Origin of the sequence: Kitasatospora sp. NPDC048540 (genome assembly GCF_040651175.1) — a bacterium.
Taxonomy (GTDB): Bacteria; Actinomycetota; Actinomycetes; order Streptomycetales; family Streptomycetaceae; genus Kitasatospora.
This window is the reverse complement of the sequence record NZ_JBEZIR010000018.1, coordinates 46,779-72,255: the sequence shown is the minus strand read 5'-3', so window position 1 is coordinate 72,255 and position 25,477 is coordinate 46,779. Positions and strand designations below refer to the sequence as shown.

Sequence of the window (25,477 nt, the reverse complement as noted above, 5' to 3'; positions counted from 1 at the left end):
GCCGGCGGCAGGAGGGCCGCCGCGTCCGCGACAATGGTGCGCATGAGTCGACGCCCCGCCAAGCGCCCGCAGTCCGCCCGTCCCGCCCGGGGGCCCGTGACCGATTCCTCGCCGTGCCCGTGCGGGCTTCCGGCGCCGTACGGAGAGTGCTGCGGGCGGCTGCACGCGGGCCGGGCCGAGGCGGTGACGGCGGAGCAGCTGATGCGCTCGCGGTTCAGCGCCTTCGCGGTCCGCGACGAGGCGTACCTGCTGCGCAGCTGGGACCCGCTGACCCGGCCGCCGGCCGTCGACTTCGACCCGGGGATGAGGTGGGTGCGGCTGGAGGTCCTCGGGAGCACCGACGGCGGGGCGTTCCACGGCGAGGGCACGGTGGCGTTCCGGGCGCACTTCACCGACGGCGGCCGGGCGGGCGCGATGGAGGAGAACAGCCGGTTCCGGCGGCACGAGGGCCGCTGGGTGTACCTGGACGCGCTGCCGGAGGACTGAGCCGGGCCCGGCGGCGGTTCAGTCCGCCGCCAGCCGGGCCCGCAGCCGTTCGGCCGGGCGGCCCTGCTCGGTCGCGAGTTCCAGCGCCCGGCGCCAGTGCGCGATGGCCGGCTCGCGCTGCCCGCGCTGGTCCAGCACCGTCCCCAAGAACTCGGCGAAGTCGAACTCGACGTGGGCGCTGCCCTGTTCGCGTCCGAGGGCGCGGAGCTGGTAGATCCGGTCGATCGCCTCGTCGTAGCGGCCGAGCCGGTGCAGGATCTGCGCGTAGGTCTTGGTGGAGACCACCAGGTAGGGGTCGGAGCTGCGGCCGGTGAGCAGGCTCATCGACTCCTCGACGTACGGCAGGGCGGTGGCCGGTTCGCCGGACCTGGCCCAGGCGTTGGCCAGGTTGTTCAGCGCCTGCGCCAGCAGCCGCGGGTCGCCGCCCTCGAATCGTGCGGGGTGACAATGCGTCCGCCGTCCGCGCCGAGCAGCCGGAGCGCATCCGCCCGGCCGGTTCCCCGCTCCCGGCCGCCTGCGGAGAGGACCTCGCCATGCACCCCGTGACCCCCGCCGCCGTCCCGTCGCCGGCCGGCCGTCCCGCGGCCCGGGCCGTCCGGGCGGTCTCCGCCGCGCTGCTGATCGCCCTCGCGGGCCCGGACGGCGAGACCCCGCCGGTCCCGGGCAACACCCACGTGTCGAGCTGGAACAAGGGCCTCAACTAGGTTCTGCCAGAGGGATCTTTCCTGGAGGCGCCCCCGGCCGGGCGCACGCCCGGACGGGCGCCCGACGCCGCACGCTGGTCCGACGAGATCGGACGAGATCCACCGGACGGGCCGTAGCACCGCATCGGGCGGCCTTGGACATCGCCGTCGACGTCGACGGACCGAAGGCCGTCCGACGCGGCACCGGGCGCGGTCCCGCCGGGTCCGGGTGCTGCCGGATCGCCGCCGTGACGGGGCCGCGGTGGCCGCGGTGCTGCGCCCGGCGCGGGTCGGGCTCAGCCGTTGCGCAGGATGCGGCGGCCGAGGCCCGGGGCGACCCGGAGCAGGGCGAGCAGCGGGCGGGTGGCGCCGACCGGGACGACCGGGCGGCCGCGCCGGATGCCCGCCAGGATCGCGTCGGCGGCCTGTTCGGGGGTGAGCTTGCGGGCCGGGCCCTCGCGGCCGGCGGTCATCGCGGTGTCGACCAAGGGCAGCACCACCTCCTGCACCTGGACCCCCGGGGTGGCGGCGGCGGCCTGGTGGCGCAGTGCCTCGACCAGGATCCGCAGGCCGGCCTTGGTGGCGCAGTAGACCGGTGCGCTGCGTTTGGGCGCGTAGCCGAGGCCGGAGCCGATCGCCACGAAGGCCGTCCGCTCTCCGGCGGCCAGGTGCGGCCAGCAGGCGGCGGCCAGTTCGGCCACCGAGGCGAGGTTGACCTCGATCTCCTCGCGGACCCGGGCCAGTAGTTCGGGCCGCGGACCGCCGGTGAGCGGGCTCGGGTACTGGACGCCCGCGTTGGCGATGACCAGGTCGAGCCCGCCGAGCCGGGCGGCGGCCTGCTCGACCACCCGGGCCGCCTCGCCGGGACGGGCGAGGTCCGCCCGCAGTTCGATCACGTCGGTGCGGGCGGGGTCGGCGCGGCGGCCGCAGACGGCGACCTTGGCGCCGTGTGCCGTCAGGGCGGTGGCGAGGGCCCGGCCGACTCCGCTGGTGCCGCCGGTGATCAGGGTGCGCTGTGCGTGGAGTTTCACGGCGACCATGCTGGTGGGCCGGGCGCCGGTCGGCTTGTACGATCGCGCCATCTCGCGCCCTACCATCGCGTCATGCCGAGAGACCCCGCCGACCAGGCCCGCAGCGTCCACCCCGCGATGGCCGAGGCCGTGCTGCGGGTGCTGGAGCGCCGCGGTGGGCGCGGCGCGTTCTGTGCCACGACGGCCGCTCTGCTGGAGCGTGGCGTGCCGGTGCCGGAGCGGTTGCACGCCCGGCAGGTGGCGAAGCTGTACGGGTTCGGCCCGGCTGCGCTGACCGAGGCGGCGGACCTGCTGCTGGCCGACCCGCCGGCCCCGCTGGCCGCGCTTCCGGCCACCTCCGACGTACGTCGCCTGGCGGGCTGGTCGGCCCTGGTGGAGCCGTGGTTCCACGTCGGGCACCGGACCCGGGTGGTGGCCGACGGCGAGGGCGGGCTGACGTTCCGGCACCAGGAGCGCCTCGGCCGCCCTCCGCAGGCAGCGGACTCGCTGTTCGTCGGCGCGCTCTACGCCGCGGGCACGGCGGCGCTGGTCGGCCGGGCGCCGCAGCTGCGGCTGGTGGCCGCCGACGGCTCACTGCTGCCGCCGTCGGCGGCCTGGGGGCGGTCGCCGGTCCGGCCGGGCGGCTGGCGGCTCTCCTGGGACGGCGGGCCGGCCCGTACGCCGCTGCCGGCGCTGGCGGCGGTCCGCGGATGGATCGCCCGGGACCCGGCCGGGCCGTGGCGGCTGGCCCGGGCGGCCGAGCGGCTGGGGTGCTCGCCGCGTACCCTGCAGCGCGAACTGGCCGCCGAGGGTACGGCGTTCCAGGTCGAGCTGGTCTCGGTGCGGCTGGCGGTGGCGGCGCAGCTGATCGCCCGTACCGCCCTTCCGCTGGCCGAGGTCGCGGCGGCGGCCGGGTTCGCCGACCATGCCCATCTGACGCGCCGGTTCTGCCGGGAGTACGGCTGCTCGCCGTCCGGTTTCCGGGCGGGCGGCGGGGAGGCGGCGCCCCGGGTGGCCGGTGGTACTGCCGCGCGGCGTGCCGGGGCGCCGTCCGGGTGGGCCGCTACAGGCCGCCGTTGACGACGGCGCTGGTGACGGCGCCCGACTGGACGTTCCACTTGGCGAGCAGCTTGTCGTACTCGCCGTTGCGGATCAGCTGGTCCAGAGCCTTGGAGAGGGCGTACTGCAGCCCGGTGCTCTCCTTGTTGAGCGTGATGCCGTACGGGCCTGGCTGGAGGTAGCCGCCGGCCAGCTGGAACTTGCCGCCGCGGTCGGGGGACTTGGTGTTGTACTCGGCGACCGGGTAGTCGTTGAGGTCGGCGGCGGCGGTTCCGGCGGCGACCTCGGCGAGCGCCTTGTCGTCGGTGTCGAGGGCGTGGATCTGCAGCGGCTTGGCGAGTTTGGCGCAGGCTGCGGTCTGGCGCTGGGCGAGTTCGTCCTGGATGGTGCCGCGCTGGACGGCGACGGTGCGTCCGCACAGGCTGTCGAGGTTGACGATGTTCAGCGGGTTGCCGGCCTTCACCAGGATCGAGGTGCCGGTCATGAAGTAGTCGATGAAGTCGACGCCGGGGTTGGTCTGGCGGCCGTACTCGTCGGTGCCGTTCTGCCGCTGGCGGGTGTCGATGACGGCCGACATCGCCAGGTCGGCCTCCCTGGCCTGGACCGCGGGGATCACCTTGTCGAACGGCATGTCGACGAACTGGACCCGCAGGCCGAGGTACTTGCCGAGGGCGGTGGCGAGTTCGGGGTCGAGTCCGGCGGGGCTTGCGTCGGTGCCCTTGAAGTCGACGGGTGCGTAGTTGAGGTCGGAGGCGATCCGCAGGACCCCGGCCTTCCTGAGCTGTTCGGGCAGCCGGGCGCGCAGGCCGTTCGGGCTGGTGTCGGGGCCGGTGTCGGCGGAGGCGCAGCCGGTCAGCAGCAGGCCGCCGGCGCCGACGGCGGCGAGCAGTCGTGACGGGGTACGGGAGACGTCGAGCATGGTGGTGCCGCTTCCTGAGGGAGGGAAGGAGGTGGGGGTGGTCTCGCCGCCGGGGCTGCTGGGATGGGCAGCGCGGGCCTCGTCCGCTGCCCGGGGGGCCGCTGCGGGGATGGGCAGTCGGCCGGTCGGCGGAGGTCCGTCATCGGCGGGGACGGAGCCCTGATCCTCGCACCGGGTCCGGGCGGGCCCACCGGCGGGGTGGGCGAACCGTCCGGAACCGGGGCAAGTCGCTCGGCCGGCGGTCCGTCGGGCCCCACTGTGGGTGATGGCGACCGGTGGCGGGAACTGTCGGTACCCACAAGCCGCCGGGCGCCCGCGGCCGGGCGGTGGGTGGGATGCCACGGACCGGCGCGCGCCGCGGTCCGCCGGCGCCGGCCGACCCGCCGGTCTGCGCCGGTCTGCGCCGTTCGGGGGCTTGCGGTGTGCGGTGCGGTGCGCGGTGCAGGATCGTGGAAAGGTCGCCGCGCCCGCGGCGCTTCGCAGGATGGGAGACCGAGATGCCGAAGTACCTGGTCCGGGCCGGCTACACCGCTCAGGGCGCCGAGGGGCTGCTCTCCGACGGCGGTACCGGCCGGGTGGAGGCGGTCCGCAGGGTGGTCGCCTCGTGCGGCGGCACGCTGGAGTGGCTGGCCTTCGCCTTCGGCGAGGAGGACCTGTACTGCGTGATCGAGCTGCCGGACGAGGAGTCGATGGCGGCCATCTCGATGACGGTCCGGGCGAGCGGCGCGCTGCAGTCCAGCGTGGTGCAGCTGCTCACCCCGGAGCAGATCGACGCCGCCGCCCGGCTGACCGTCGACTTCCGGGCGCCGGGCGCCTGACGGTCCGGGCATCTGACGGCCGGGACGTCCGGCGGATCGGGCACCTGACGGTCCGGGCGCCGGCGTCCCGTCAGAGCGCCTCCAGCTCCGCCGCGCGGCGCAGGTCCTTGGGGCGGCCGATCGCCCGGCGCATCCGGATCAGGTCCTCCCGGCGCAGGTAGTGGACCTCGGTGCCGTCGGGGGCGGTGGCGGTCACCGCGCGGGCCAGGAACTCCTCCACCGGCAGGCCGCCCCAGGGGAGCGCGGGGGTGCAGCAGTCGCCGCCGGCGGTGGGGGCGGCGAAGTCGAGTTTCCGTTCGGCGAAGGCGGCCGGGCCGGGTTCGAGCGGTGTGCCGTCCTCGCCGGTCAGCCGGGCGCCGACCGCGGCGAACGCGGCGGCGAGGGCGGGCGCCTGGGCGGGGCTGCCGTCCCAGAGCAGGTCGAGGTCGCCGGTCAGTTCGGTCGAGCCGTGCAGGATGCCGGCCACCTGGCCGATCACCACGGCCCGGGCACCGGCCCGGTGCACCGCGGTGAGCAGCGGGAACGGGTCGAAGCCGAGGGCGCCGTCGGTGGCGAAGGTCCCGGCGGTGTCGTCGGCGTCATCGTGAGTGAGGCCGGTGGCGGCCCGGCCGGCGGTGAGTTCCCGGGTGCGTCGGACGGCGGCGTGCAGGCGGTCGAGGGCGTGCCGGCCTTGGGGGGCGTGCCGGCCTTCGGGGGCGTCGTCGGTCATCCGCCCATCCAACACCGGTGCCGCGCGGGGGCGCACCCTGATTCGGGGCCGGGTCGGTGGTCGGTCAGGGCGACGGAGCCGACGGTGGCGGCGTCGGTGGTGCGCGGCAGCCGTTGATCGTTCGGTACGGCGTCATCCTGGCATGTCGGGCTGGGTGGTGACCGGCGGGCGGGGCGAAAGCTGGACGCACCCTGGACGAATCCTGTCCTGGACATGTAAAAACTCTGTCCAACACCTCGTCAAGCGTTCGGTCGCCGCCCGCCGGAGCCGTTCCGGCGCCGCGCGCCCCAGGTCCAGCGCCACGCCCTCCGGGGCCGGAGCGCCCATCCGCTCCCGCACCCGGACTCCCCCACGCACCCGAGGAGCCCGATGCGCACCAGGATCCGCACCACCGCCCTCGCCACCGCCGTCGCCCTCGCAGCGGGCACCCTGCTCGCCGCCACCGCCCAGGCCGCGCCCGCCGACGGGCCGGGCGCGCGGCCGGACCCGGCCACCGCCGTCGCCCGCGCGGAGGCGGCCCTGACCGCCCACGCGGCCGAACTCGGCGTCGCGGAGCGGCAGTCGCACAGCGTCCGGGACGTCCTGATCGACCCGGACGGCAGCCAGCACGTCCGCTACGACCGCACCTTCGCGGGCCTGCCGGTGCTCGGCGGCGACCTGGTCGTCCACCTCGCACCGAGCGGCGCCTACCGGGGCGCCGACCGGGCCACCACCGCGCCGCTCGCGGTGCGGACCACCACCCCGGCGGTCGGCGCCGACGCCGCCGCCGCGCAGGCCGGCCAGGCGCTGCTGGCGGCCGACGGCCGGACCACCACCCTCCAGCCGGGAGCCGCACCGCAGTTGGTCGTCGACGCCGGACACGGCACGCCCAGGCTCGCCTGGCAGACCACCGCCGCGGGGCAGGACTACCTCGGCAACCCGGTCGCCCGTACGGTCCTCACCGACGCCACCACCGGCCGGCAGATCGCCGACTGGGACGGCCTGGAGACCGCGGCCGGCGACGGCGCCTCCCTCTACGGCGGCACGGTGCCGCTGGAGACCACCCAGTCCGGCGGCGCCTACCAGCTCAAGGACCCCACCCGGGGCAACACCTACACCGGCGACGCGGCCAACAAGACCGACCTGTGCATCGGTTCGATCTGCATCGTGCGCGCCCCGGCCACCCTGTTCACCGACGCCGACAACCACTGGGGCACCGGCACCACCGCCGACCGGGCCAGCGCGGCGGTGGACGCCCAGTACGGCACCAACACCACCTGGGACTACTACAAGAACGTGCACGGCCGCACCGGGATCGGCGGTGACGGCAAGGGCTCGTACAACCGGGTGCACTACGGCAGCAACTACAACAACGCCTTCTGGCAGGACAGTTGCTTCTGCATGACGTACGGCGACGGCGACGGATCGGTGTTCGGCCCGCTGGTGGCGCTGGACGTGGCCGGGCACGAGATGTCGCACGGCGTCACCTCGCGGACCGCCAAGCTCAACTACTCCGGGGAGTCCGGCGGGCTCAACGAGGCCACCTCCGACATCATGGGCACCCTGGTCGAGTGGTACGCGGCCAACCCCGCCGACCCGGGCGACTACCTGATCGGCGAGGAGATCGTGAAGCCCGGCTTCGGCAAGCCCGCGCTGCGATTCATGGACCAGCCGTCCAAGGACACCAAGTCCGCGGACTGCTGGAGTTCGAGCGTCGGCGGGCTGGACGTGCACTACTCCTCGGGCGTGGCGAACCACTTCGCCTACCTGCTGGCCGAGGGCAGCGGCGCGAAGGTCATCGGCGGCGTCAGCTACAACAGCCCGACCTGCAACGGTGCCGGCGTCACCGGCATCGGCCGGGACAAGCTCGGCAAGATCTGGTACCGGGCGCTGACCACCTACATGACCTCCACCACCACCTATGCGGGCGCCCGGACCGCCACCCTCAAGGCGGCCACCGACCTGTACGGCGCGGGCAGCGCCGAGTACACGGCCGTCGCGGGTGCCTGGTCCGCGGTGGCGGTCAACTGAACGACGGCGGCCCGTCCGGAGGTTGATCCGGCCATCGCACCCGGCGGGCCCCGCGGAGTGAGGACAATGCTGTGCCTGGGCAGTCCCCTCCCTGGAGGTGCCGGATGACCGTCGTGCTCGCCAAGGGCGCCAACGCCCCGCTGCCCGCCGCCCACTGCCGGGTGACCGTCACCGCCGGGCGGGACCCGGACGTGTTCGTGGTCCTGCTGGGCGCCGAGGGCCGGGTCCGCGGCGACCACGACCTGGTCTTCCACCACCACCCGGCCCAGGACGGCGTGGCGGTGGCCGGCCAGGTCGTCACCGCGGAGCTCTCGCTGCTGCCGGCCGCCGTGGTCCGGGTGGTGGTCGCGGTGGCCGGCTTCGCCCCGGGTGCGGGGCTCGCCGCGCTGGTGGAGAGCGGCGCGAGCCGGGTGGAGTTCCCGCTGCCCGCGCTGACCGACGGGGAGACCTGTGTCGCCCTGGTCGAGCTGTACCGGCGCGGCGACGGCTGGAAGGTCCGGGCCGTCGGCCAGGGCTGGAGCTCGGGGCCGCGGGGCCTGGCGGACGCCTTCGGCATCGAGGTCGACGACTCCCCCGCCCCGGCGGCCGTCCCGGCGGCCACCAACCCGGTGGCCGCCACTCCGCCGGCCGCCCCGGCGACCACGCCGACGACCATGCCGGCGATCAGCCTGGAGAAGGTCGAGCGGACCGCACCCGGCCTGGTCGGCCTGTACAAGGAGGCCGGCGTCTCGCTCGCCAAAGCTGGGCTCGGGCCACTGCGGGCAGCCGTGTACCTGGTGCTGGACCACTCCGCGAGCATGGGGTGGTACTACGACAACGGCAGCATGCAGCACCTCGCCGAACAGGCGCTCGGCCTGTCCGCCAACCTGGACGACGACGGCACCGTACCCGTGGTGTTCTTCGCCGACGACGTCCTGCTGATCGCCGACCTCTCGCTCGACGACTACCAGGGGCGGATCGGCCTGCTGCACGAGCGGCTGGCGTGGGGCGGGACCCGCTTCGCCCCCGCGATGCGGGCGGTGATCGAGCACTACCTGCACAGCGGCGCGAGCGACCCCGCCTTCGTCATCTTCCAGACCGACGGCGAGCCGTTCGACCGGCGGCAGACCCGTGAAGTGCTGCGCGGCGCCAGCTCGTTGCCGATCTTCTGGCAGTTCGTCGGCTTCGGCCACAGCCGGCAGCTGCGCTTCCTGCGCAGCCTGGACACGCTCGGCGGGCGGGTCGTCGACAACGCGGGCCACTTCGGTGCGGGCCAACGGCCCGGGTCACGCTCCGGCCCGCAGGTGTTCGACCGGTTGGTGCAGGAGTTCCCGGAGTGGCTCCGCGCCGCCCGCGCGGCCGGCATCGTGCGCTGACGCCGCCCCCGGACGGAGGGGGGTCAGACGCGGCCCAGCGCCCGGTCCACGGTGATCTCGATCACCACGCGGTCCGGGTTGACCCGGGGCTCCCGGTACCGCTCGGCGTAGCGCCGTACGCCCTCCGCCACCGCGTCCGGATCGGCGGACACCACCGCGACCCCCTCCAGGGTGGCCCAGCGCGCCCAGTCCACCTGGCACAGCGCCACCCGCAGGCCGGCCTCGCCCGCCGCCCGCACGTGGGCGGCCTTGCGGCTGGTCCGGTTGGTGATCACCCGCGCGATCCCGGTGGCCGGGTCGAAGGTGGCGCCGACCGGGACCACGTGCGGCGTGCCGTCGGGGCGCAGCGTGGTCAGGGTGCACAGCAGCCGTTCGCGCCAGAAGGCGAGGTAGTCCTCGCCGAGGGCGCCGATGTCGTGAGCCATACGTGGCATGCTGCCACACCCGCGGGCGGGCCCCGTGCGAGCGGGGGCCGGGCGGACGGTACGGTTCGTCGCTGCAGGAACCGGCGGGCCTGCGGGAACGTCAGCTCAGGGCATGGAAGCGGAACGGAGTCCGGTGGTGGGGATGGATCAGGACAGAACGGGCGGCGGGCCGTCGGCCGCGGGTGCGGAGCAGGGCCACGGGGCCGGGTTCGCGCAGTGGCCGCCGCAGGGCAGCGCCAAGGAGCGCGGACGGGCGCTGCGGGACAAGGCGCCGCGGGAGTCGCACGCCGCGTTGCGGCTGCCGGCGGACCGGCCGAGCGTGGTGGCGGCGGTGGAGCAGGCCAACGCGGGCCGGCTGTCCGAGCTGGTGCCGATAAGGATCGGCCGGATGGCGGCCTCGCCGTTCGCGTTCTTGCGCGGTTCCGCCGGGCTGATGGCGCACGACCTGGCGGCCACCCCGGCGTCCGGGGTGGTGGCCCAGCTGTGCGGCGACGCGCACGCGGCCAACTTCGGCGTGTACGGGGATGCCCGGGGCCATCTGGTGATGGACATCAACGACTTCGACGAGACCGCGCCCGGCCCCTGGGAGTGGGACCTCAAGCGGCTGGCGGCCAGCCTGGTGCTGGCAGGGCGGCAGGCCGGCGCGAGCGAGCAGGTGTGCCGGCAGGCCGCCGCCGACGCGGCCTCCTCGTACCGCAGGACCATGCGGCGGCTGGCCAAGATGCCCGCGGTGGACGCCTGGAACGCCGTTCCCGACGAGCAGTTGGTGACCTTCACCGACGCGCACGAGCTGCGCGAGGTGCTGGACGGGGTGTCCGCGAAGGCGCTGCGCAACACCAGCGCGCGGTTCGCCGCGAAGTCCACCGTCCGCGGTGAGGACGGTCGGTGGCGGTTCACCGCCGCGCCGCCGGTGCTCAGCGAGGTGAGCCGGGCGCAGGCGGCCTCGGTCGCGGGCGCGCTGGACGGCTACCTGGCGACCGTGCCGGAGGAGCTGCACCCGCTGCTGGCCCGCTACAGCGTGCAGGACGTGGCGTTCCGGATCGTGGGCACCGGCAGTGTCGGGACCCGCTCGTACGTGGTGCTGCTGACCGACCGGCGCGAGGAGCCGCTGGTGCTGCAGGTCAAGGAGGCCAGGGCCTCGGTGCTGCTGGCGCCGCTGGCCCGGGCCGGGTTCGCGGTGGCCGGCCCGGCCGGGCACGAGGGCCGGCGGGTGGTGCTCGGACAAAAGCGGATGCAGGTGGTCAGCGACGTCCTGATGGGCTGGGCCACGGTCGACGGACTGCCGTACCAGGTACGGCAGTTCCGCAACCGCAAGGGCAGTGTCGACCCGGCCGCGCTGCAGCCGGCGCTGCTGGACGACTACGGCCGGCTGACCGGCGCGCTGCTGGCCCGGGCGCACGCGCACACCGCCGAGGCCGCGGTCATCGCCGGGTACACGGGCAAGGGCGACGAGCTGGACCGGGCGGTGGCCGCCTTCGCGGTCGCCTACGCCGACCAGAGCGAGGCCGACCACGCGGAGCTGGTGGCGGCGATCCGGGCGGGCCGGCTGCGGGCCGAGTTCGACGTCTGACGGGTGGTCAATCCTGCGTCGGGAGGCCGTGGTTCGCGCCAGTACGGCCTCCCGATGGCCGGTTCTCGTGCTGTCCGCCCGGGCCCGGCGCCCGTACGGTCGAGACGCGGGCTGCCCCCGCAGCCCGGCACGGCCGACCGCCAGGAGGACGGATGACCACCGAGCAACGCCCGGTACCCGACGCGCCGCTCGTTCCGCTGCACTGCCTGCGCCACGCCGAACCGGGTCCGCCCCGGTTGGCCGTCCTGCCCACCGGTACCCCGGTGTGGGTGTGCACCCGGCACGCCGACGTCCGCCAGGTGCTCACCGACCCGCGGATCGGCCGCGCGCCGCTGTACGCGCCGGACGCGCCGCCGATCACCCTGATCCCGAACATCCTCGACGACCCGGACTCGATGCTGAACAGCGACGGCCCCGAGCACCAGCGGGTACGCCGGACCGTCCAGCGGGCCTTCACCCCGCGCGCCATCGCCCGCTGGCGGCCCTGGGTCGCCTCGGTGGTCGAGGAGCTGATCGACCGGCTGGAGGACGCCGGCTCCCCCGCCGAGATCATCGGCTCGTACAGCCGGCCGCTGCCGGTCGCCGTGATCAGCCGGCTGATGGACCTGGACGGCCTCGACCCCGAGCGGCTCGGCCGCTGGAGCGACCACGCCCTGTCCGCCACGGCGTACACCGCCGAGCAGATCGGCACCGCGATGCGGGAGTTCGGGCACTTCGGCTTCCAGCTGATCACCGCCCGCCGCAAGGAGCCCGGGGACGACCTGGTCTCCAGCCTGGTGCAGGCCGCCGACCAGACCGGCGGGGTGACCGAGGAGCAGCTGACCTCGCTGGTCTGCGGGCTGGTGGTGGCCGGGCACGAGACCACCATGACCACGCTCGGCAACGCACTGGTCTACCTGCTCGGCGAGGACCGGGCGGCCTGGGCGCGGATCGGCGCCGACCCGCAGGCCGCCACCGCCGCGACCGAACAGCTGCTGCGGACCATCCCACTCGGCGACTCCACCACCTTCCCCGGGATGCTGCGCCGCACGCTGGCGGAGGTGGAGATCGGCGGGGTGACCATCCCGGCCGGCGCGGTGGTGGCGGCCGACTCGGCCGCGGCCAACCACGACCCGGACGTCTACCCGGCGGGACCCGTCGACCTGTTCGCCCCGGTCGGGACGCCGAGCCTGACCTTCGGCGCCGGCCCGCACCACTGCCTGGGTGCCTGGCTGGCCAGGATGGAGCTGGAGCTCGCCCTGCACTCGCTGGCCCGCCGGCTGCCCGGACTGCGGCTGACCGCGCCGGCCGACGCCATCGACTGGCGCCAGGGCCTGCTGACCCGCAGCCCGCAGACCCTGGAGGTCGCCTGGTGAGCACGGCGGACGGCGTCGGCGGCCCGGGCGGGGACCCGCGGGGCGGGGACCTGGTGGTCACGGTCGACCGGCACCGGTGCGTCGGCACCGGGCTGTGCGCCGCCACCGCCCCGGACGACCTCACCCTCGGCACCGACGGGCGGGCGCTGCCCCGGCGGCCGTCGACCGCGCTCTCCGAGGAGCTGGCCGAGGCCGCCGAGATGTGCCCGGTGGAGGCGATCGCGGTGCTGCGCCCGGCCACCGGGGAGCAGGTCGCCCCGGCGTACTGAGCATCCGGCACACCGGCCGTCGGGCGTACCGGCCGTCGGGCGGCCCGCCGCACCCCCGGGGCGCGGCGGGCCGCCGGTCAGACGTGTTCCATCACGATCAGCGCGGTGGTGCCGGGCTCGAGGGCCTCGAAGACGTGCACCGCGTCGCCCGGGTAGGCGATGTAGTCGCCCGGACCGAGTTCGACCGGCTCCTGAACGGGTCCGACCAGCGCCCGGCCGGTGCCGACCACCAGGTGCTCGACGGTGCCGGGCATGTGCGGGTCGGAGACCCGGGAGCCGCCCGGCTGGGCCTCGATCCGGTAGAGGTCGCGTCGGGCGTTCGGCGGGCAGGAGGCCAGCAGGGTGGCGGCGTAGTCGGCCCGCTCGGAGTAGGTGACCGGCCCTTCGCCGACCCGGATCACCCGGACGGCCGGACGCGGCGGGTCGACCAGCCGGCTGAACGGGACGCCGAGTGCGACGCCGAGTGCCCACAGGGTCTCCACGCTCGGGTTCCCGGCGCCGGACTCCAGCTGGGAGAGCGTGGACTTGGCGATGCCGGCCCGCTTGGCCAGTTCGGTGAGGGACAGGCCGGCCCGGCCGCGCTCGCGGCGGATCGCGGCCGCGATCAGCGCGATCAGGTCGAGGCGCGGCTCGGTCCCGTCCGGCGGGGCAGTCTCCATGTTCGCTCCAGAAGTCCACTTGTTCGGCTTGACGAACGCCCGGCGGGCGTTCACTGTAGTGGACATGAGTTCATCATGGCGAACGCTCGACCGTGGCACTCTCCACGACATCGCCCTCGTCTGCCTCGCCGACGCCGTGGTCGGCGCCTCCTTCGGCGCGATCAGCGTCTCCGGCGGCCTGCCCGCGTGGGTACCGGTCGCGATGTCGGTCCTGGTCTTCGCCGGCGGCGCCCAGTTCGCCGCGGTCGGTGTCCTGCTGGCCGGCGGCGGGCCGCTCGCCGCCGTCGTCACCGGCCTGGTGCTCAACACCCGCCTGCTGCCGCTCGGCTTCGCCGTCGGCGACGTCCTGCAGGGCAGCCGGTGGCGCAGGCTGCTCGGTGCCCAGCTGCTGACCGATGAGTCCGCCGCCTTCGCCCTGCGCCACCGGGACCCCCGGCGCCGCCGGGCCGCGTTCTGGCTCTGCGGCCTGGCCCTGTTCGCCTGCTGGAACCTGTCCGTGGTGCTCGGCGCGCTGGCCGGCGGGGCGATCGGCGACACCGCCGCGCTCGGCCTGGACGCCGCCTTCCCCACCGTCCTGCTCGCCCTGCTGCTGCCCGCACTCGGCGACCGCCGCACCCGGGACGCCGCGCTGCTGGGCGCCGCCGCGGCGCTGGCCGCCACACCGTTCCTGCCCGCCGGGGTGCCAGTCCTGCTGGCGCTGGTCGGCCTGCTCCCGGCGGCCGTCCGCGCCGCCACCCGCGACGCGGCCACCCCCGCCGCGGACCTCACCCCCGCGGCCCACCCCGTCAAGGAGGCGCACTGATGCTCCTGTACGCCGTCCTCGCCCTCGCCGCCTGCACCTACGCGCTGCGGCTGGCCGGGCCCGCCTTCCACCACCGGCTGCGGCTGCCCGAGCACCTGCGGGACCTGCTGGGCCTGGCCGCACCCGTGCTGCTGGTCGCCCTGCTGGCCACGGCCGCGCTCACCGCGGGCCACGGCTTCGCGGGCTGGGCCCGGCCGGCCGGGGTCGCCGTCGGGGCGGTGCTGGCGGTCCGCCGGCTGCCGTTCCCCGTGGTGGTGGTCGCCGCCGCGGCGACCACCGCACTGCTGCGGCTGTCCGGGGTCGCCTGACCGGCAGCGCCGCCGGCGTCGACCGCCTCGGGAGGGGCCGCTGCGGCCAGCCCGAGCGATCACCCGGACGGGCACATATGGTGATCGCATCATGACCCTCCGCACTCCGGTGCGACCCGAGGAGAGGACCTCCCGTGATCACAGCCCGTGACATCATGCACCGCGGCGCCCAGTGCATCGACGCCGACCAGACCCTCATGGACGCGGCCAAGATGATGCGCGACATGGGCGTCGGCGCCCTGCCCATCTGCGGCCCGGACAAGATGCTCAAAGGCATCATCACCGACCGCGACATCGTGGTCCGATGTCTCGCCGAGGGCAAGGACCCGATGATGATGAAGGCCATGGACCTGGCCGGGCACCTGCACTGCGTACGGGCCGAGGACGACATCGAGGCCGTGCTGAAGAAGATGGAGCAGCACCAGATCCGCCGGATCCCGGTGATCGACGACGGCAAGCTGATCGGCATGATCAGCGAGTCCGACCTGGCCAGCGGTCACCGTGACGGCAACCTGCTGACCGACCGGCAGATCATCGAGTTCATGGACAGCATCTACCTGAGCCACTGACCGTGGCCCGCTGACCGCACGTCACCGGCGGTACCGGACGGCGTGGGAGCCCCGCTCCCACGCCGTCCGCGTGCGTCGGGCGCCCGGCCTCAGACCCGGGCCGGAACCGGGGCGGGGACCGGCCCGGCCGGCCGCGGGCTGCGGCGGTCCGCGGCCCAGGAGACCAGGGCGATGACGCAGCCGAGCGCGGCCAGGGCGGCGCCGACCAGGGTGGGCGAGGTCCAGCCGAGGCCGGCGCCGAGCGCGACCCCGCCGAGGTAGGCGCCCTGCGCGTTGGCCAGGTTGAAGGCGCCCTGGACGGTGGCGGAGGCCAGCGTCGGCGCCCGGCGGGCCTTGAGCAGCACCAGGGTCTGCACCGTGGGCACGGTCGCGAAGCCGAACATCCCGATCAGCACCACCGTCACCGCCGCCGACCAGCGGGCGTGCGAGGTGACGGCGAACAGCGCGAGCGAGGCGGCCATCAGCAGGAAGGCCGCGCAGATGCTCGGCCGCAGCGCCCGGTCCGCCGCGTACCCGCCGACGGCGTTGCCCAGGGTCATGCCGACGCCGAACAGTGCGAGCACCAGGGTCACCGAGCCCTCGCCGAAGCAGGCCACCTCGGTGAGGGTCGGCGTGATGTAGGTGTAGCAGGCGAACAGCCCGGCGCAGCCGAACACCACCGTGGCCAGGGCCGCCCACAGCTGGCCGCTGCGGAAGGTCGACAGTTCGGTGCGCAGCCCGGCCTGCGGGTGGGCGGGCAGCTGCGGGACCAGCCGGGCGGTGGCCGCGACCCCGAGCGCACCGATCGCGACGACCACCAGCATCGCGGCCCGCCAGCCCAGGTGCTGGCCTAGCAGGGTGGCGGCCGGGACGCCGAGGATGTTGGCGACGGTGAGGCCGGAGAACATCACCGAGACGGCGCGGGCGCGCAGGTGCGGCGCGGCCAGCTCGGCGGCGGCGACCGCGCCGGCGCCGAAGAACGCGCCGTGCGGCAGGCCGGTGACCAGCCGGGCGGCGGCCAGCAGCGGGAAGTTCGGCGCGAGGGCGCAGAGCAGGTTCCCGACCGTGAACAGCCCGGCCAGCCCGGTCAGTACGGCCTTGCGGGGCAGCCGGGCGCAGGCCGCGGTGAGCAGCGGCGCCCCGATCACCACCCCGACCGCGTACAGCGAGATCAGCCAGCCGGCCTGCGGAATGCTCACCCGCAGGTCGTCGGCGACCTGGGGCAGCAGGCCCATGGCCGCGAACTCGGTGGTGCCGATGGCGAAGGCGGTGATGGCGAGGGCGACGAGCGCCAGAGGCATGAGGGGGCTCCGAGTGGTCGCCCGGTGGGCGGTGCGAGGTGACGGGCGATCGTCGGTGACCACCGGTGAGGGCGTACGGCCGGTCTGAGGGGTGGTCGGCCGGTGCGACGCCGCCGGGCAGTCTACCCGGCGGGCGACGGGCGGTCGGTGAACGGAGCGAGTGGGGAGGGCGTGGGGAGGGCGTCCGTCCGGGGGCGGGGGTGGTGGTCAGGCCGCGGTGGCGAGGGTCCGGATGCGGTGGAGCTCGGTGAGGATGTCGTCCAGGGTGCGGCAGTCCGGTCCGGTGAGGGCCGGGCCGTGGGCTCCGGGGGCTGCGGCGTCGGGGGCGGCGGCGTCGGGGGCGGAGGTGGGGTGCCGGGCGCCATTCTCCAGGGCGTCGGCCATCGCGTCGAGGGCCGCGGTGACCTGACGGGCCGCCGGGCCGGCCGGCCGCGGGGAGCCGTGTTCGATCCGGACGGCGCAGGCCGTGGCGGCGTCGGCGATCCGCTCGGCGCCCTCGGTGACCTTCAGCCAGTCGAGAGCGGGCCCGGCGGTGAGCTCCGCGGCGGCGCCCTCGGCCGCGGTCCTGGCCTCCGCGAGCGCGTGGTAGGCGGAGCGGCGCAGCTCGGTGCGGGTCTGCGGACCGGGGGCGTCGGTCAGGACGTGGTCGAGGTAGCTGCGGGTGCGGCGCAGGGCCTGCGCCGAGCGGTGGCCGACCCGGGCCCGGGTGTCGGTGAGCCTCGGCAGATGGCCGGCGAGCAGGACGATGGCGCAGGCCAGTGCCGTGTCGGCGAGCCGGGAGACGGCGGCCTGGCGGTCACCGGCGGCGGAGACGAAGGCCAGGACGGTGACGGTCACCGCGGCGGTCTGCAGGGCGAAGTGCCGGGCGGCGAGCGGCAGCAGGGCTCCGGCCACGGCGACGGTCGCCACGGGCAGCCAGGGCCGGTCGCTGGCGGCGGTCAGCGCGGCGAACAGCACCACCCCGAGCGCGGTGCCGGCGAAGCGGTTGACGACCCGCGAGAACAGCGGCCCGAAGTCGGGTTTGACCAGGAACGCGGCGGTGGCCGGCAGCCAGAACCAGTGCTCGGTGTGGAGCAGCAGGGCGGCGGCCGTACTGGCGGTGACGCAGACGGCCACCCGGGCGCCGTACTCGCGGCCTGCCGGGCTCGCCGGGTGGATGCCGCGCGGTCCCCGGCGCGGGGTCGGGCGGTCGGGAGCGGGTGTGCCGGCGAAGACCAGACCGGCCTGCAGCACGGCCCGGTCGAAGGCGGTCCGGGCCGGGGTGTCGGAGTTCGGGGCGGGCAGGACACCGGGGTTCCTGCCCGCGCGGACGGCGGCGGCCAGGCGGCGGGGGCCGGTGGGGATCCGCTCCGGCAGCCGCTCGCCTTCCCAGAGCAGGGCGACGCTCGCCTCGCACAGGGCGGCCGCGGCGGCCAGCCGGGCGGCCAGCGTGGCCACCTCGGTACGGGTGGCGGCCCGGGCCGGCAGCGGGAGCACGCGGCGCAGCCGCAGGGCCTGGTCGGCCCGGTCGAGGGCGGCCGTCAGGCGGCGGCGGGCGGGTTCGGCGGCGGGGGTGCCGACTGCGTCCAGCGCGTCGGCGAGGGCGTCGAAGACGGCGGCCACCGCGAGGCGTTCGCCGGCCGCCGGGCGCCCGGGGCGCACGGTGGAGAGCAGGCGCAGCAGCATCAGCCAGCCGGCTCCCGCGAGGAACCAGGCCGCTCTGGTCCAGCCGGGCAGCGCGATCGACATGCCGCTGCCGACCGCGGTGAGGACCAGCAGTTGCAGGGCGGCCGCCGAGCAGACCGGACCGGCGACGCTGGCGGCGCCACAGAGCAGTCCGACCGTCAGCAGCAGCGGCAGCGCCCACCAGCCGGTCGCGAAGCCGAGCAGCAGGCCGAGCGCGCCGCCGAGGGCGGGTACGCCGGCCTGGACGGCGGCCACCCGTCGGGTACCGGACCGGTCGTTGATCCCGGCGAAGAGCGCACCGAGTCCGGCGAGCAGTCCCACCTCGGGACGGCCGGCGGCCAGTCCGGCACCGAGCAGCGGTCCCATGCCGAGGGCGCCGCGGGCCATCGCGCTCCACGGGACGGGGCCGCGCTGCCAGCGCAGCGGGTGGGCCAGCCAGTCGGGTGTGCGGCGGCGCTCTGCTCGGGGCACGGTCCTCCTCGCGTCCGGGTGCTGCCGCTCGAGCCTAACTGGGCCGGTTGTCGCCGCTGATGCGAGCCGGTTACGCGCGCATGACGGCCCGGACTGGTCCGCGCGGGACCGCTCCGCGGCGGCCGTCAGCGGCCGCGCGGGCCCGCCAGGGGGCGGGTCACCCACCAGGGCCACGCACCCCGGGCACGGCCCGCACGGCACCCGCTCCCGGCGCCGCGGGCGTCAGCGGTCGGGCAGGGTGTCGGTGGCGGCGATCGGGCGGTCGGTGGCGGCCACCGGGTCCGGGAGGGCGGTGGAGCCGGTGAGGTAGCGGTCAACGGCGGCGGCGACCGAGCGGCCCTCGGCGATGGCCCAGACGATCAGCGACTGGCCTCGGCCCGCGTCGCCTGCCACGAAGACCCCGTCCGGCCCGGCGGCGTAGCCGCGGTCCCTGGCCAGCCGGCCGTCCGCGTCGAGGGTGAGGCCGAGCTGGCCGATCAGCGGGCTGTCGGGCTGCGGGCCGCGGAAGCCCAGGGCGAGCAGCACCAGCTCGGCCGGGAGGGTCCGGCCGGTGCCGGGGCGGGGGCGGCGGTCGGCCGGTTCGGCCTCGGCCAGCCGCAGGGCGCGGACCCGGCCGAGCCGGTCGCTCTCGAAGCTGACGGTGACGGCGGAGTAGATGCGCGGGTCGCCGGACAGGGCCACCGCCTCCTCGTGCGAGGCGGTCAGCCGGTGGACCTTGGGGTGGACCGGCCAGGGCTGGGCGGCGGAGCGGGCGTCGCCGGGCTGCGGGTTGATGTCGAGCTGGGTGACCCGGGCGGCGTGCTGGCGCAGTGCCGTGCCGAGGCAGTCGGCGGCAGTGTCGCCGCCGCCGACGATCACCACCTGCCGGCCGGCCGCGGACAGCGGTGAGTCGGCGAGGTCGCCCTCGACCACCCGGTTGGCCAGCGGCAGGTACTCCATGGCCTGGTGGACGCCCGCCAGCTCCCGGCCCGGGACCGGCAGCTCGCGCCAGGCGGTCGCACCGACCGCGACCACCACCGCGTCGTGGCGGGCCCGCAGGTCGGCGGCGGTCAGGTCGGTGCCGATCTCGACGCCGGTGCGGAACAGGGTGCCCTCGGCGCGCAGCTGGTCGATCCGCCGGTCCAGGTGGTGCTTCTCCAGCCGGAAGGAGGGGATGCCGTAGCGCAGCAGTCCGCCGAGCCGGTCGGCCCGCTCGTAGACGGTGGTCTGGTGGCCGGCCCGGGTGAGCTGCTGGGCGGCGGCCAGGCCGGCCGGGCCGGAGCCGATCACGGCGACGGTGCGCCCGGAGAGGTACTCGGGCGGGCGTGGGGCGGCCAGGCCGAGGGCCCAGGCCTGGTCGGCGATGGCGGCCTCGACGTTCTTGATGGTGACCGCGTCGCCGCCGGCGACGGCGAGCACGCAGGCGCTCTCGCAGGGGGCGGGGCAGAGCCGGCCGGTGAACTCGGGGAAGTTGTTGGTGGCGTGCAGGCGGTTGGCGGCGCTCTCCCAGTCGGCGTGCGACACCAGGACGTTCCAGTCCGGGATGAGGTTGCCGAGCGGGCAGGCCCGGTGGCAGAACGGGATGCCGCAGTCCATGCAGCGGTCGGCCTGGCCGCCGACGATCGGCAGCAGTCCCCGTTCGGCGTTCACCTCGGCCCAGTCCTGGACCCGCTCCCGCGGTGCGCGGCGTTCGCGCAGAGTGCGCGGGGTGGTGAGGAATGCCTTCGGATCGGCCATCGGCCGCCTCCGTCGTCCGCGCTGATCCCGTGTCCTGCGCCCTCGCCCGGGCGGGGGCTGCGCCCCGGCCGGACGTGGTCCGCGCTGTGGCCGGACGGGATGAGGGGCGCGTCAGGCCGGTCCCAAGCTGCGCCGGGCAGACGGTCGGGTCGTACGCGGCGTGTCCAGCCACCATACGTCCGTTCGGGTGGCTCTTCGAGGGCTCGGCCGCCGGCCCCGCGCGGGGCCGGCGGCTGCCGGTCGGCGGGGCCGGTGACGGGCCGGTGACGGCGCGGTCAGCGGCTGCGGGCGCCGGCCGCGAGCGGGCGGCAGAGCAGCACGTCCGGGACGCCGCCGTGGACCCAGCGCCAGGTATAGGCGACGCCGGCCAGGTACTCGTCGTCGGCGCACTGCCCCTTGTAGTAGCCGGGTGCCCAGTCGCTGCCGGTGGAGCCGCCGGTGGCGGGCCGGTTGTCTCCGTGGTCGAACCAGACGAGCCGGCCGCCGGTGGGCAGTGCGGACGCGGCGGTGGCGCACAGCAGCGAGCCCATCGCGCTGCCGCGCACGCTGTACCCGGTGGCGAAGGTGCCGTCGGGGCACTGCAGCTTGTTGTAGCCGGGCGCCCAGTCACCGCCGGTCACGTACCGCTCGTCGGAGACCACCTGGTACGCCGAGCCGGTGCGGGCGGGGCCGCCGGCGTCGGTGCACAGGCCGCGGCCGTCGCTGCGGCCGAGGCCGGTCAGCCGCTGGGTGTCGGGGCAGCTGCCCTTGCGGGCGCCGCGGTCCCAGTCGGGGAGGGCCAGCATCCGGGCCGAGGTGTCCTGGTCGGCGTGGTCGAGGTCGAGCATGTTCCAGCGCGGGGTGGGCGCCACCGGCCCGCTGCGGCCGGGGGTGCCGACCAGCCGGTGCCAGTCGGCGGCCCGCCAGTCCCCGGGATCGTCGATGCCGAGCCTGGCGCCGTTCGGGTCGTACGAGAGCAGCGCCCAGCTGTCCAGCGGTGCGCCGTCGCGGGTCCAGCCGACCAGCGGCCAGATCGCGAAGTCGGCGTCGGCGGCCAGCAGGATGTCGGTGAAGGTGTGGAACCAGGCCTGTTCCTTGGGGTCGGTGGAGCCGCGCCCGCCCGCGCCGAACTCGCTGATCCACACGGGTGCGGTGAAGTGCTGCCCGGTGCGGGTGACGAACAGGGCCTCCTGGTCGACCACCTGGGCGAGCTGGGCGGGGGTGAGGTCCTGGTAGCGCGGGTCGTGGGTCTCGCCGAGGCCGGTGGCACCGCTGTGGTTGGGGCCGGTGTAGGCGTAGAAGTGCGCCGCGTAGACCAGCTTGTCGGAGCGGATCAGGGTGTTGGAGAGGTTCTGCACCGGGGTGAGCATCGGCCGGCCGTGCGGCAGGCCGTCGAGCGGGATGCCCTGCCAGTTGATGCCCTCCATCACGATCAGCAGATCGGGGTCGGTCTGCAGGATCCGGTTTCCGGCGGCTTCGAAGGCGGCGTACTCGTCGTGGGCGTCGCCCCAGCCCCAGTTGGGGTCGTCCCAGGTGTCGCGGCGGACCTCGTTGCGCAGGTCGGCGCCGACCACCCGCTTGTCGGCGCGGTAGCGCTCGGCCATGAACACCCAGTCGGCGATCCACTGTTCGGTGGACTGGCCGCTGTTCCAGCGTTCGTTGCCGTCCAGGCCGCAGCACCAGCGGGCGGTGGTGGTGTGGTCGTTGAGGATGACCGCGAAGCCGTCCGCGGTGAGTGCCGCGACGACCGCGTCGAAGACCTGCAGCGGGGTCTTGCCGCGCAGCTGCGGGTTGGCGGCGACGGCGGTGTCGGGCACCGGCGTGGTGTCGTGGATCAGGGCGTTGGAGAACGGCAGCCGGATGCTGTTGATCCCCAGGGCGTGGAAGTCGGCGAGGATCCGGGCGACCGGCGCGCGGTCCAGGCCGAGCGGCATGCTGTTCGACGGCTCGCCGTGCTCGTGCGAGGCCGGGTCGGCGATGTCCCCGCTGCCGGTCCAACTGCCTTGGGCACCCTCCCAGTTGCCGGAGCGGAGCTTGAAGCGGCTGCCCGTCGCGTCGACGACGTACCGGCCGCTGGTGCTGAGCGGGCCGGTCCAGGAGGCCGCCAGGGCGGCACCGGTGAGCGGCACCGACCGGTCGGCGGCCGCCGCCCCGCCCACCGGCCCGGCGGCACCCACGGCGCCGCCGGGGAGGGCGATCAGGGTGGCAAGCGCCGCGAGGACGGCGAGCGTACGGGTGAGGAGTTTCAGCATGGCCGACCCCGGGATGGTGGGTGACGATGGAATGTGATGATCTCCGTTCGGCTACCCGCAGGTAACGCGACGATTATCCACACGCCGGCCCGCCGCGCCTAGGGTGTTGACGTAACGTCAGCAAGCCGCGCTCCACCGACCCGGGGTCAGGGCCGGCATCAGCTCCGGAAGGTGATCGCGGCGCCCTCCCGGGCGGCCTGCTGGGCGGTGTAGGTGACGTCGTGGACGGTGTGTCCGGCCGGGTCGAGCAGGGTGATCCGGCCGCCCTTGTTGCCGAGCTGCAGGCCGTCACCGGTGGGGACGGTGAGGGTGGCACCCGGTTCGAGCCGCTGGGCCGGCAGGCCGACCCGGCGGTGCTGGGCGTCGGCGAGCTGCCAGTGCGCCAGGTCGACGGCGGCCGGGGAGTCGTTGACCACGGTGACCGTCTCCGCCCGGCCGTCCGGGCCCGCCGGGTTGACCAGCGCGGCCAGGATCCGCAGCGCCTGCCCGGGCGCGCCCGGTCCGGGGTCGGCCGGTCCGGGGTCGCCGGGGCGCGGGTCGGGGACGCCCGGCAGGGCGTGGCCGGTGGTGTCGTCGGTGTGCCAGGACTGGGACTGGAAGGCGAGGAAGACCGCGACCCAGCGCGACTCGGCCGGGATGTGCAGCAGCAGCGCGCCGTCCTGGCGGACGCCGTCGTCCCGGCGGTGGCCCGGGTCGTTGCCCTGGTTCATGTGGATGTCGTGCACGCCGTTGCCCGGCAGGAAGCCGAAGACCTTGTCCGGCAGGTGCGCCTCGGTGGGCCAGCGCTGCCCGAAGACGTACACCGTGGCGGCGGTGTCGGCGAGCGCCCGCAGCACGTGGCGGTCGAGCAGGTCGGCGAGGTCGTTGTCGTCGCCGGGCAGCTCCGGCGGCAGGACCCGCAGCGCGGCGCGGTCGAACAGGCCACCGCGGACGAAGTCCAGGCCCCCGCCGCCGTCCTGCGCGGACAGCTCGCGCCAGCCGGACGCGGGCGCCGGGAGCTGCGCCAGGAGCGGGTGCCGGAAGTCCTCGTCGACCACGAAGAGCAGCTCGGACGGGGCCTGGTCGGAGAGCACGTTGACGGCGGCCCGGTAGTCGGTGCCCCCGGCGTCGCGCAGGTGCAGCTGGTAGTGGGGGGTGTCGGTGGCGCCTTCGCGGCGTCTCGCGACAAGGGTGGCTGCCAGGACACCGTAGTGCTGCAGGGGCATCTGTCGTCCTCGGTCCGGGGGCGTCCGGGCGCTGCGCCCGGCGGGTCGTCAGGAGCCCTTCCCCGCTGGGCGCGCCCGGCACCTTGCCGAGGCTCAACGTTCGGGTGAACCTTCTGCGCCCCGGTTCACGCCCCCGGTTGACGCCCCGCCGGGACCCGCGGCCCGGGCGCCGGGTGCCGGCGCCCGGCCGCGACCTCGGTGGCCAGCGCGGCCAGCGCCGCCGGGGCGCCCCGCTGCCCGCGGATGCCGGGGAAGGCGTTGACGTCGACGATCAGCGGTCCGCCCGCCACGTCCAGCACGTCCACGCCGTAGACGTCGAGCCCGAAGGTCCGGCCGACCGCCAGTGCCAGGTCGGCGTACCCGGCGGGCAGCCGCTCCACCCGGCGGTGCGGCAGCGGGCCGCCGTCCGCCAGCTCGGAGCGGCGCAGCTCGGCGAAGGGCTCGCCGTCGACCACCCAGAGCTTGTGGTCCCAGCCGTCGCCGGGTGCCAGGTCCTGGACCACCACCGGCTCCTGCGGCCACCGGGCGGCCAGCCGGGCGGCCTCGGCGCCGGTGGTGACCCGGGCGACCAGGTCGCCGCGGCGGCTGTGGCGGCTCTTGACCACCAGCGGCCCGCCGTGGGCCGGCCAGTCGGCGGCGAGGACGGCGAGGGTGGCGGTGCGGGTCGGCGCGAACGGCAGTCCGGCCCGCCCGGCCTGGTCGGCCATCGCCAGCCGGTCCTGGCAGAAGGCGGTGGCGGCCGAGGAGTTGAGGACGGGCACGCCGAGCTGTTCCAGGGCCGCCGCGAGGGCCAGTGCGGCGGGGGTGCGGGCCTTGAGCAGGTAGACGTCGGCCGGGTCGGCGGGGCGGTCCGCGTCGGGCGCCGTCACCTCCACCGTGTGGCCGGCCGCGTGCAGCAGGGCGGTGGTGGCGGTGAGCAGCGGGTGGTCGGGGGCCGGGGTGATCAGGCCGATCCTCACCGGCCGCCGCCGAGCGCGGCGGAGGAGGGCACCAGCCGGGCGCCGGGGACGGAGGGCCAGGCGGAGCCGCTGCGGGCCAGCCGGACCACCGCGCCGGCCACGGTGTCGACGGCGTCGGGCACCTGCCGGAAGCTCGGGAAGTCGTTGACGTCGACCACCACCGGTCCGTCGGGGCCGAGCAGCACATCGACGCCGTACAGGTCGAGGCCGAACACCTCGCCGACCTGCGCGGCCACCGCGGCGACCTCGGCGCTGAGCGCCACCGGCCGTTCCCGGTGCGGGTGGTGCGGGTGCAGCGGGGAGGTCCGTTCGGTGGCGAACAGCTCGCCGCCGGCGCAGTAGACCTTGAGGTCGAGGCCGGGGTTGGCGATGTACGGCTGCGCGATCAGCAGCCCCTCCCCCGCCAGGTCGGCGGCGAGTGCGGGCAGTTGGTCGGGGCGTTCGACCAGGTGGACGGCGCGCCCGGAGCTGCCGTCGGCGGGCTTGACCACCAGCGGGTAGTGCTGCTGCGGTACCAGCGCGAACTCGGCGGGGTCGGCCGCCGCCCAGGTCTGCGGCACGGGCAGGCCGTGGTGGGCGGCGATCACGGCGGCCTGGGCCTTGTCCCGGACCGGTCGGATCGCGCGGGCGTCGTTGACGGTGGTCAGGCCGAGCCCGGCGGCGGCCTCCAGCAGGCCGAGCCCGGGGCCGCCGGAGACCGTCTTGAGCACCCAGGCGTCGTGCTGTCCGGACCGCACCAGGGCGCCGAGGTCGAGCAGCGAGCCGCCCGGCCGCAGGACGTCGACCCGGTGGCCCCACTCGGTCAGCCGGCGCACCACGTCGAGCGGCATGCCGTCGTTCCGGTAGTGCTCCTCGACCAGGAAGCAGAACCTCATCCCGTACAACTCCTGTCCCCCCGCGATTCCGCGGCTCCGGTGTAGCGCCTCAGGATGCCACGGATCGGC

25 protein-coding genes are annotated in these 25,477 nt (G+C 75.7%); 12 read left to right on the top strand and 13 right to left on the bottom strand.

What is annotated here, in order from left to right:
• The first annotated feature begins 42 nt into the window (after nt 1-42).
• Nucleotides 43-486: a YchJ family metal-binding protein gene (locus AB0D08_RS10425; protein ID WP_033823562.1), complete on the top strand. Its 444-nt coding sequence runs from the start codon at nt 43-45 to the stop codon at nt 484-486.
• Between the two features lie 18 nt (nt 487-504).
• On the opposite strand, the gene AB0D08_RS10420 is transcribed toward AB0D08_RS10425, so the two are convergent.
• The gene (locus AB0D08_RS10420) at nt 505-882 is read right to left on the bottom strand and encodes a tetratricopeptide repeat protein (protein WP_255369532.1); all 378 of its coding nucleotides are present in this window, start codon (nt 880-882) and stop codon (nt 505-507) included.
• A gap of 137 nt (nt 883-1,019) precedes the next feature.
• On the opposite strand from AB0D08_RS10420, the gene AB0D08_RS10415 reads away from it, so the two are divergent.
• On the top strand, nt 1,020-1,190 hold the full coding sequence (locus tag AB0D08_RS10415; RefSeq protein WP_158515586.1) for a hypothetical protein: 171 nt from the start codon (nt 1,020-1,022) through the stop codon (nt 1,188-1,190).
• Between the two features lie 275 nt (nt 1,191-1,465).
• On the opposite strand, the gene AB0D08_RS10410 is transcribed toward AB0D08_RS10415, so the two are convergent.
• The gene (locus AB0D08_RS10410) at nt 1,466-2,251 is read right to left on the bottom strand and encodes an SDR family NAD(P)-dependent oxidoreductase (protein ID WP_359887607.1); all 786 of its coding nucleotides are present in this window, start codon (nt 2,249-2,251) and stop codon (nt 1,466-1,468) included.
• 21 nt (nt 2,252-2,272) lie between these two features.
• Here AB0D08_RS10410 and AB0D08_RS10405 point away from each other — a divergent pair, with 21 nt between their 5' ends.
• Nucleotides 2,273-3,259, top strand: a complete 987-nt coding sequence (locus AB0D08_RS10405) for an AraC family transcriptional regulator (RefSeq protein ID WP_359887605.1) — start codon at nt 2,273-2,275, stop codon at nt 3,257-3,259.
• Here the strand turns inward: AB0D08_RS10405 and AB0D08_RS10400 are convergent.
• Nucleotides 3,243-4,157, bottom strand: coding sequence for an ABC transporter substrate-binding protein (locus AB0D08_RS10400; protein WP_033823564.1), 915 nt, complete (start codon nt 4,155-4,157; stop codon nt 3,243-3,245). The two genes, AB0D08_RS10405 and AB0D08_RS10400, sit on opposite strands and share 17 nt — an antisense overlap.
• Before the next feature lie 497 nt (nt 4,158-4,654).
• Here AB0D08_RS10400 and AB0D08_RS10395 point away from each other — a divergent pair, with 497 nt between their 5' ends.
• Nucleotides 4,655-4,975 (top strand): GYD domain-containing protein, encoded by a 321-nt coding sequence (locus tag AB0D08_RS10395; RefSeq protein WP_033823565.1) that lies wholly within the window; start codon nt 4,655-4,657, stop codon nt 4,973-4,975.
• A gap of 70 nt (nt 4,976-5,045) precedes the next feature.
• Here the strand turns inward: AB0D08_RS10395 and AB0D08_RS10390 are convergent, their stop codons facing one another.
• Nucleotides 5,046-5,684, bottom strand: coding sequence for a hypothetical protein (locus tag AB0D08_RS10390; protein WP_051813791.1), 639 nt, complete (start codon nt 5,682-5,684; stop codon nt 5,046-5,048).
• Between the two features lie 369 nt (nt 5,685-6,053).
• Here AB0D08_RS10390 and AB0D08_RS10385 point away from each other — a divergent pair, with 369 nt between their 5' ends.
• A complete protein-coding gene (locus AB0D08_RS10385) occupies nt 6,054-7,694 on the top strand; it encodes a M4 family metallopeptidase (RefSeq protein ID WP_359887602.1) in 1,641 nt (546 codons plus the stop codon).
• Nucleotides 7,695-7,798: 104 nt separating this feature from the next.
• Entirely contained in the window at nt 7,799-9,049 is a 1,251-nt protein-coding gene (locus AB0D08_RS10380) for a VWA domain-containing protein (RefSeq protein WP_359887599.1), read from the top strand.
• A 23-nt stretch (nt 9,050-9,072) separates the two neighbouring features.
• Here the strand turns inward: AB0D08_RS10380 and AB0D08_RS10375 are convergent, their stop codons facing one another.
• On the bottom strand, nt 9,073-9,474 hold the full coding sequence (locus AB0D08_RS10375; protein ID WP_033820529.1) for a PPOX class F420-dependent oxidoreductase: 402 nt from the start codon (nt 9,472-9,474) through the stop codon (nt 9,073-9,075).
• A gap of 142 nt (nt 9,475-9,616) precedes the next feature.
• Between AB0D08_RS10375 and AB0D08_RS10370 the strand changes: the two genes are divergently transcribed.
• The 3 genes from AB0D08_RS10370 (at nt 9,617) to AB0D08_RS10360 (ending at nt 12,668) form a co-directional block, all read left to right on the top strand.
• Nucleotides 9,617-11,044 carry a DUF2252 domain-containing protein gene (locus tag AB0D08_RS10370; protein WP_233289031.1) on the top strand — a complete coding sequence of 476 codons (1,428 nt, stop codon included), beginning with the start codon at nt 9,617-9,619 and terminating at the stop codon, nt 11,042-11,044.
• 152 nt (nt 11,045-11,196) lie between these two features.
• Nucleotides 11,197-12,399, top strand: coding sequence for a cytochrome P450 (locus tag AB0D08_RS10365; RefSeq protein WP_359887595.1), 1,203 nt, complete (start codon nt 11,197-11,199; stop codon nt 12,397-12,399).
• Nucleotides 12,396-12,668 carry a ferredoxin gene (locus AB0D08_RS10360; protein ID WP_359887592.1) on the top strand — a complete coding sequence of 91 codons (273 nt, stop codon included), beginning with the start codon at nt 12,396-12,398 and terminating at the stop codon, nt 12,666-12,668. Before AB0D08_RS10365 ends, AB0D08_RS10360 begins: the two co-directional genes overlap by 4 nt.
• 77 nt (nt 12,669-12,745) lie before the next feature.
• Here AB0D08_RS10360 and AB0D08_RS10355 read toward each other — a convergent pair whose 3' ends face one another.
• Nucleotides 12,746-13,327: an XRE family transcriptional regulator gene (locus tag AB0D08_RS10355; RefSeq protein WP_051812443.1), complete on the bottom strand. Its 582-nt coding sequence runs from the start codon at nt 13,325-13,327 to the stop codon at nt 12,746-12,748.
• 64 nt (nt 13,328-13,391) lie between these two features.
• Between AB0D08_RS10355 and AB0D08_RS10350 the strand changes: the two genes are divergently transcribed.
• The 3 genes from AB0D08_RS10350 to AB0D08_RS10340 all read left to right on the top strand — a co-directional run bounded on the left by AB0D08_RS10350 (nt 13,392) and on the right by AB0D08_RS10340 (nt 15,006).
• Entirely contained in the window at nt 13,392-14,129 is a 738-nt protein-coding gene (locus AB0D08_RS10350; protein WP_063794363.1) for an AzlC family ABC transporter permease, read from the top strand.
• Entirely contained in the window at nt 14,129-14,437 is a 309-nt protein-coding gene (locus AB0D08_RS10345) for an AzlD domain-containing protein (protein WP_199520328.1), read from the top strand. The genes AB0D08_RS10350 and AB0D08_RS10345 overlap by 1 nt, the downstream gene beginning before the upstream one ends.
• Nucleotides 14,438-14,571: 134 nt before the next feature.
• The gene (locus AB0D08_RS10340; protein WP_033820525.1) at nt 14,572-15,006 is read left to right on the top strand and encodes a CBS domain-containing protein; all 435 of its coding nucleotides are present in this window, start codon (nt 14,572-14,574) and stop codon (nt 15,004-15,006) included.
• An 89-nt stretch (nt 15,007-15,095) separates the two neighbouring features.
• On the opposite strand, the gene AB0D08_RS10335 is transcribed toward AB0D08_RS10340, so the two are convergent.
• The 7 genes from AB0D08_RS10335 to AB0D08_RS10305 form a co-directional block, all read right to left on the bottom strand.
• The gene (locus tag AB0D08_RS10335; RefSeq protein ID WP_359887588.1) at nt 15,096-16,286 is read right to left on the bottom strand and encodes an MFS transporter; all 1,191 of its coding nucleotides are present in this window, start codon (nt 16,284-16,286) and stop codon (nt 15,096-15,098) included.
• A gap of 207 nt (nt 16,287-16,493) precedes the next feature.
• Entirely contained in the window at nt 16,494-18,422 is a 1,929-nt protein-coding gene (locus tag AB0D08_RS10330) for an FUSC family protein (protein WP_359887586.1), read from the bottom strand.
• Nucleotides 18,423-18,644: 222 nt separating this feature from the next.
• Entirely contained in the window at nt 18,645-20,138 is a 1,494-nt protein-coding gene (locus tag AB0D08_RS10325; RefSeq protein WP_359887584.1) for a glutamate synthase subunit beta, read from the bottom strand.
• A gap of 275 nt (nt 20,139-20,413) precedes the next feature.
• Nucleotides 20,414-22,369 (bottom strand): cellulase family glycosylhydrolase, encoded by a 1,956-nt coding sequence (locus AB0D08_RS10320; RefSeq protein ID WP_359887582.1) that lies wholly within the window; start codon nt 22,367-22,369, stop codon nt 20,414-20,416.
• Between the two features lie 158 nt (nt 22,370-22,527).
• On the bottom strand, nt 22,528-23,574 hold the full coding sequence (locus AB0D08_RS10315) for a DUF2278 family protein (protein ID WP_359887580.1): 1,047 nt from the start codon (nt 23,572-23,574) through the stop codon (nt 22,528-22,530).
• A 125-nt stretch (nt 23,575-23,699) separates the two neighbouring features.
• On the bottom strand, nt 23,700-24,533 hold the full coding sequence (locus tag AB0D08_RS10310) for an alpha-L-glutamate ligase (protein WP_359887578.1): 834 nt from the start codon (nt 24,531-24,533) through the stop codon (nt 23,700-23,702).
• Nucleotides 24,530-25,408 carry a hypothetical protein gene (locus AB0D08_RS10305; RefSeq protein ID WP_359887575.1) on the bottom strand — a complete coding sequence of 293 codons (879 nt, stop codon included), beginning with the start codon at nt 25,406-25,408 and terminating at the stop codon, nt 24,530-24,532. The genes AB0D08_RS10310 and AB0D08_RS10305 overlap by 4 nt, the downstream gene beginning before the upstream one ends.
• Between the last annotated feature and the right edge of the window lie 69 nt (nt 25,409-25,477).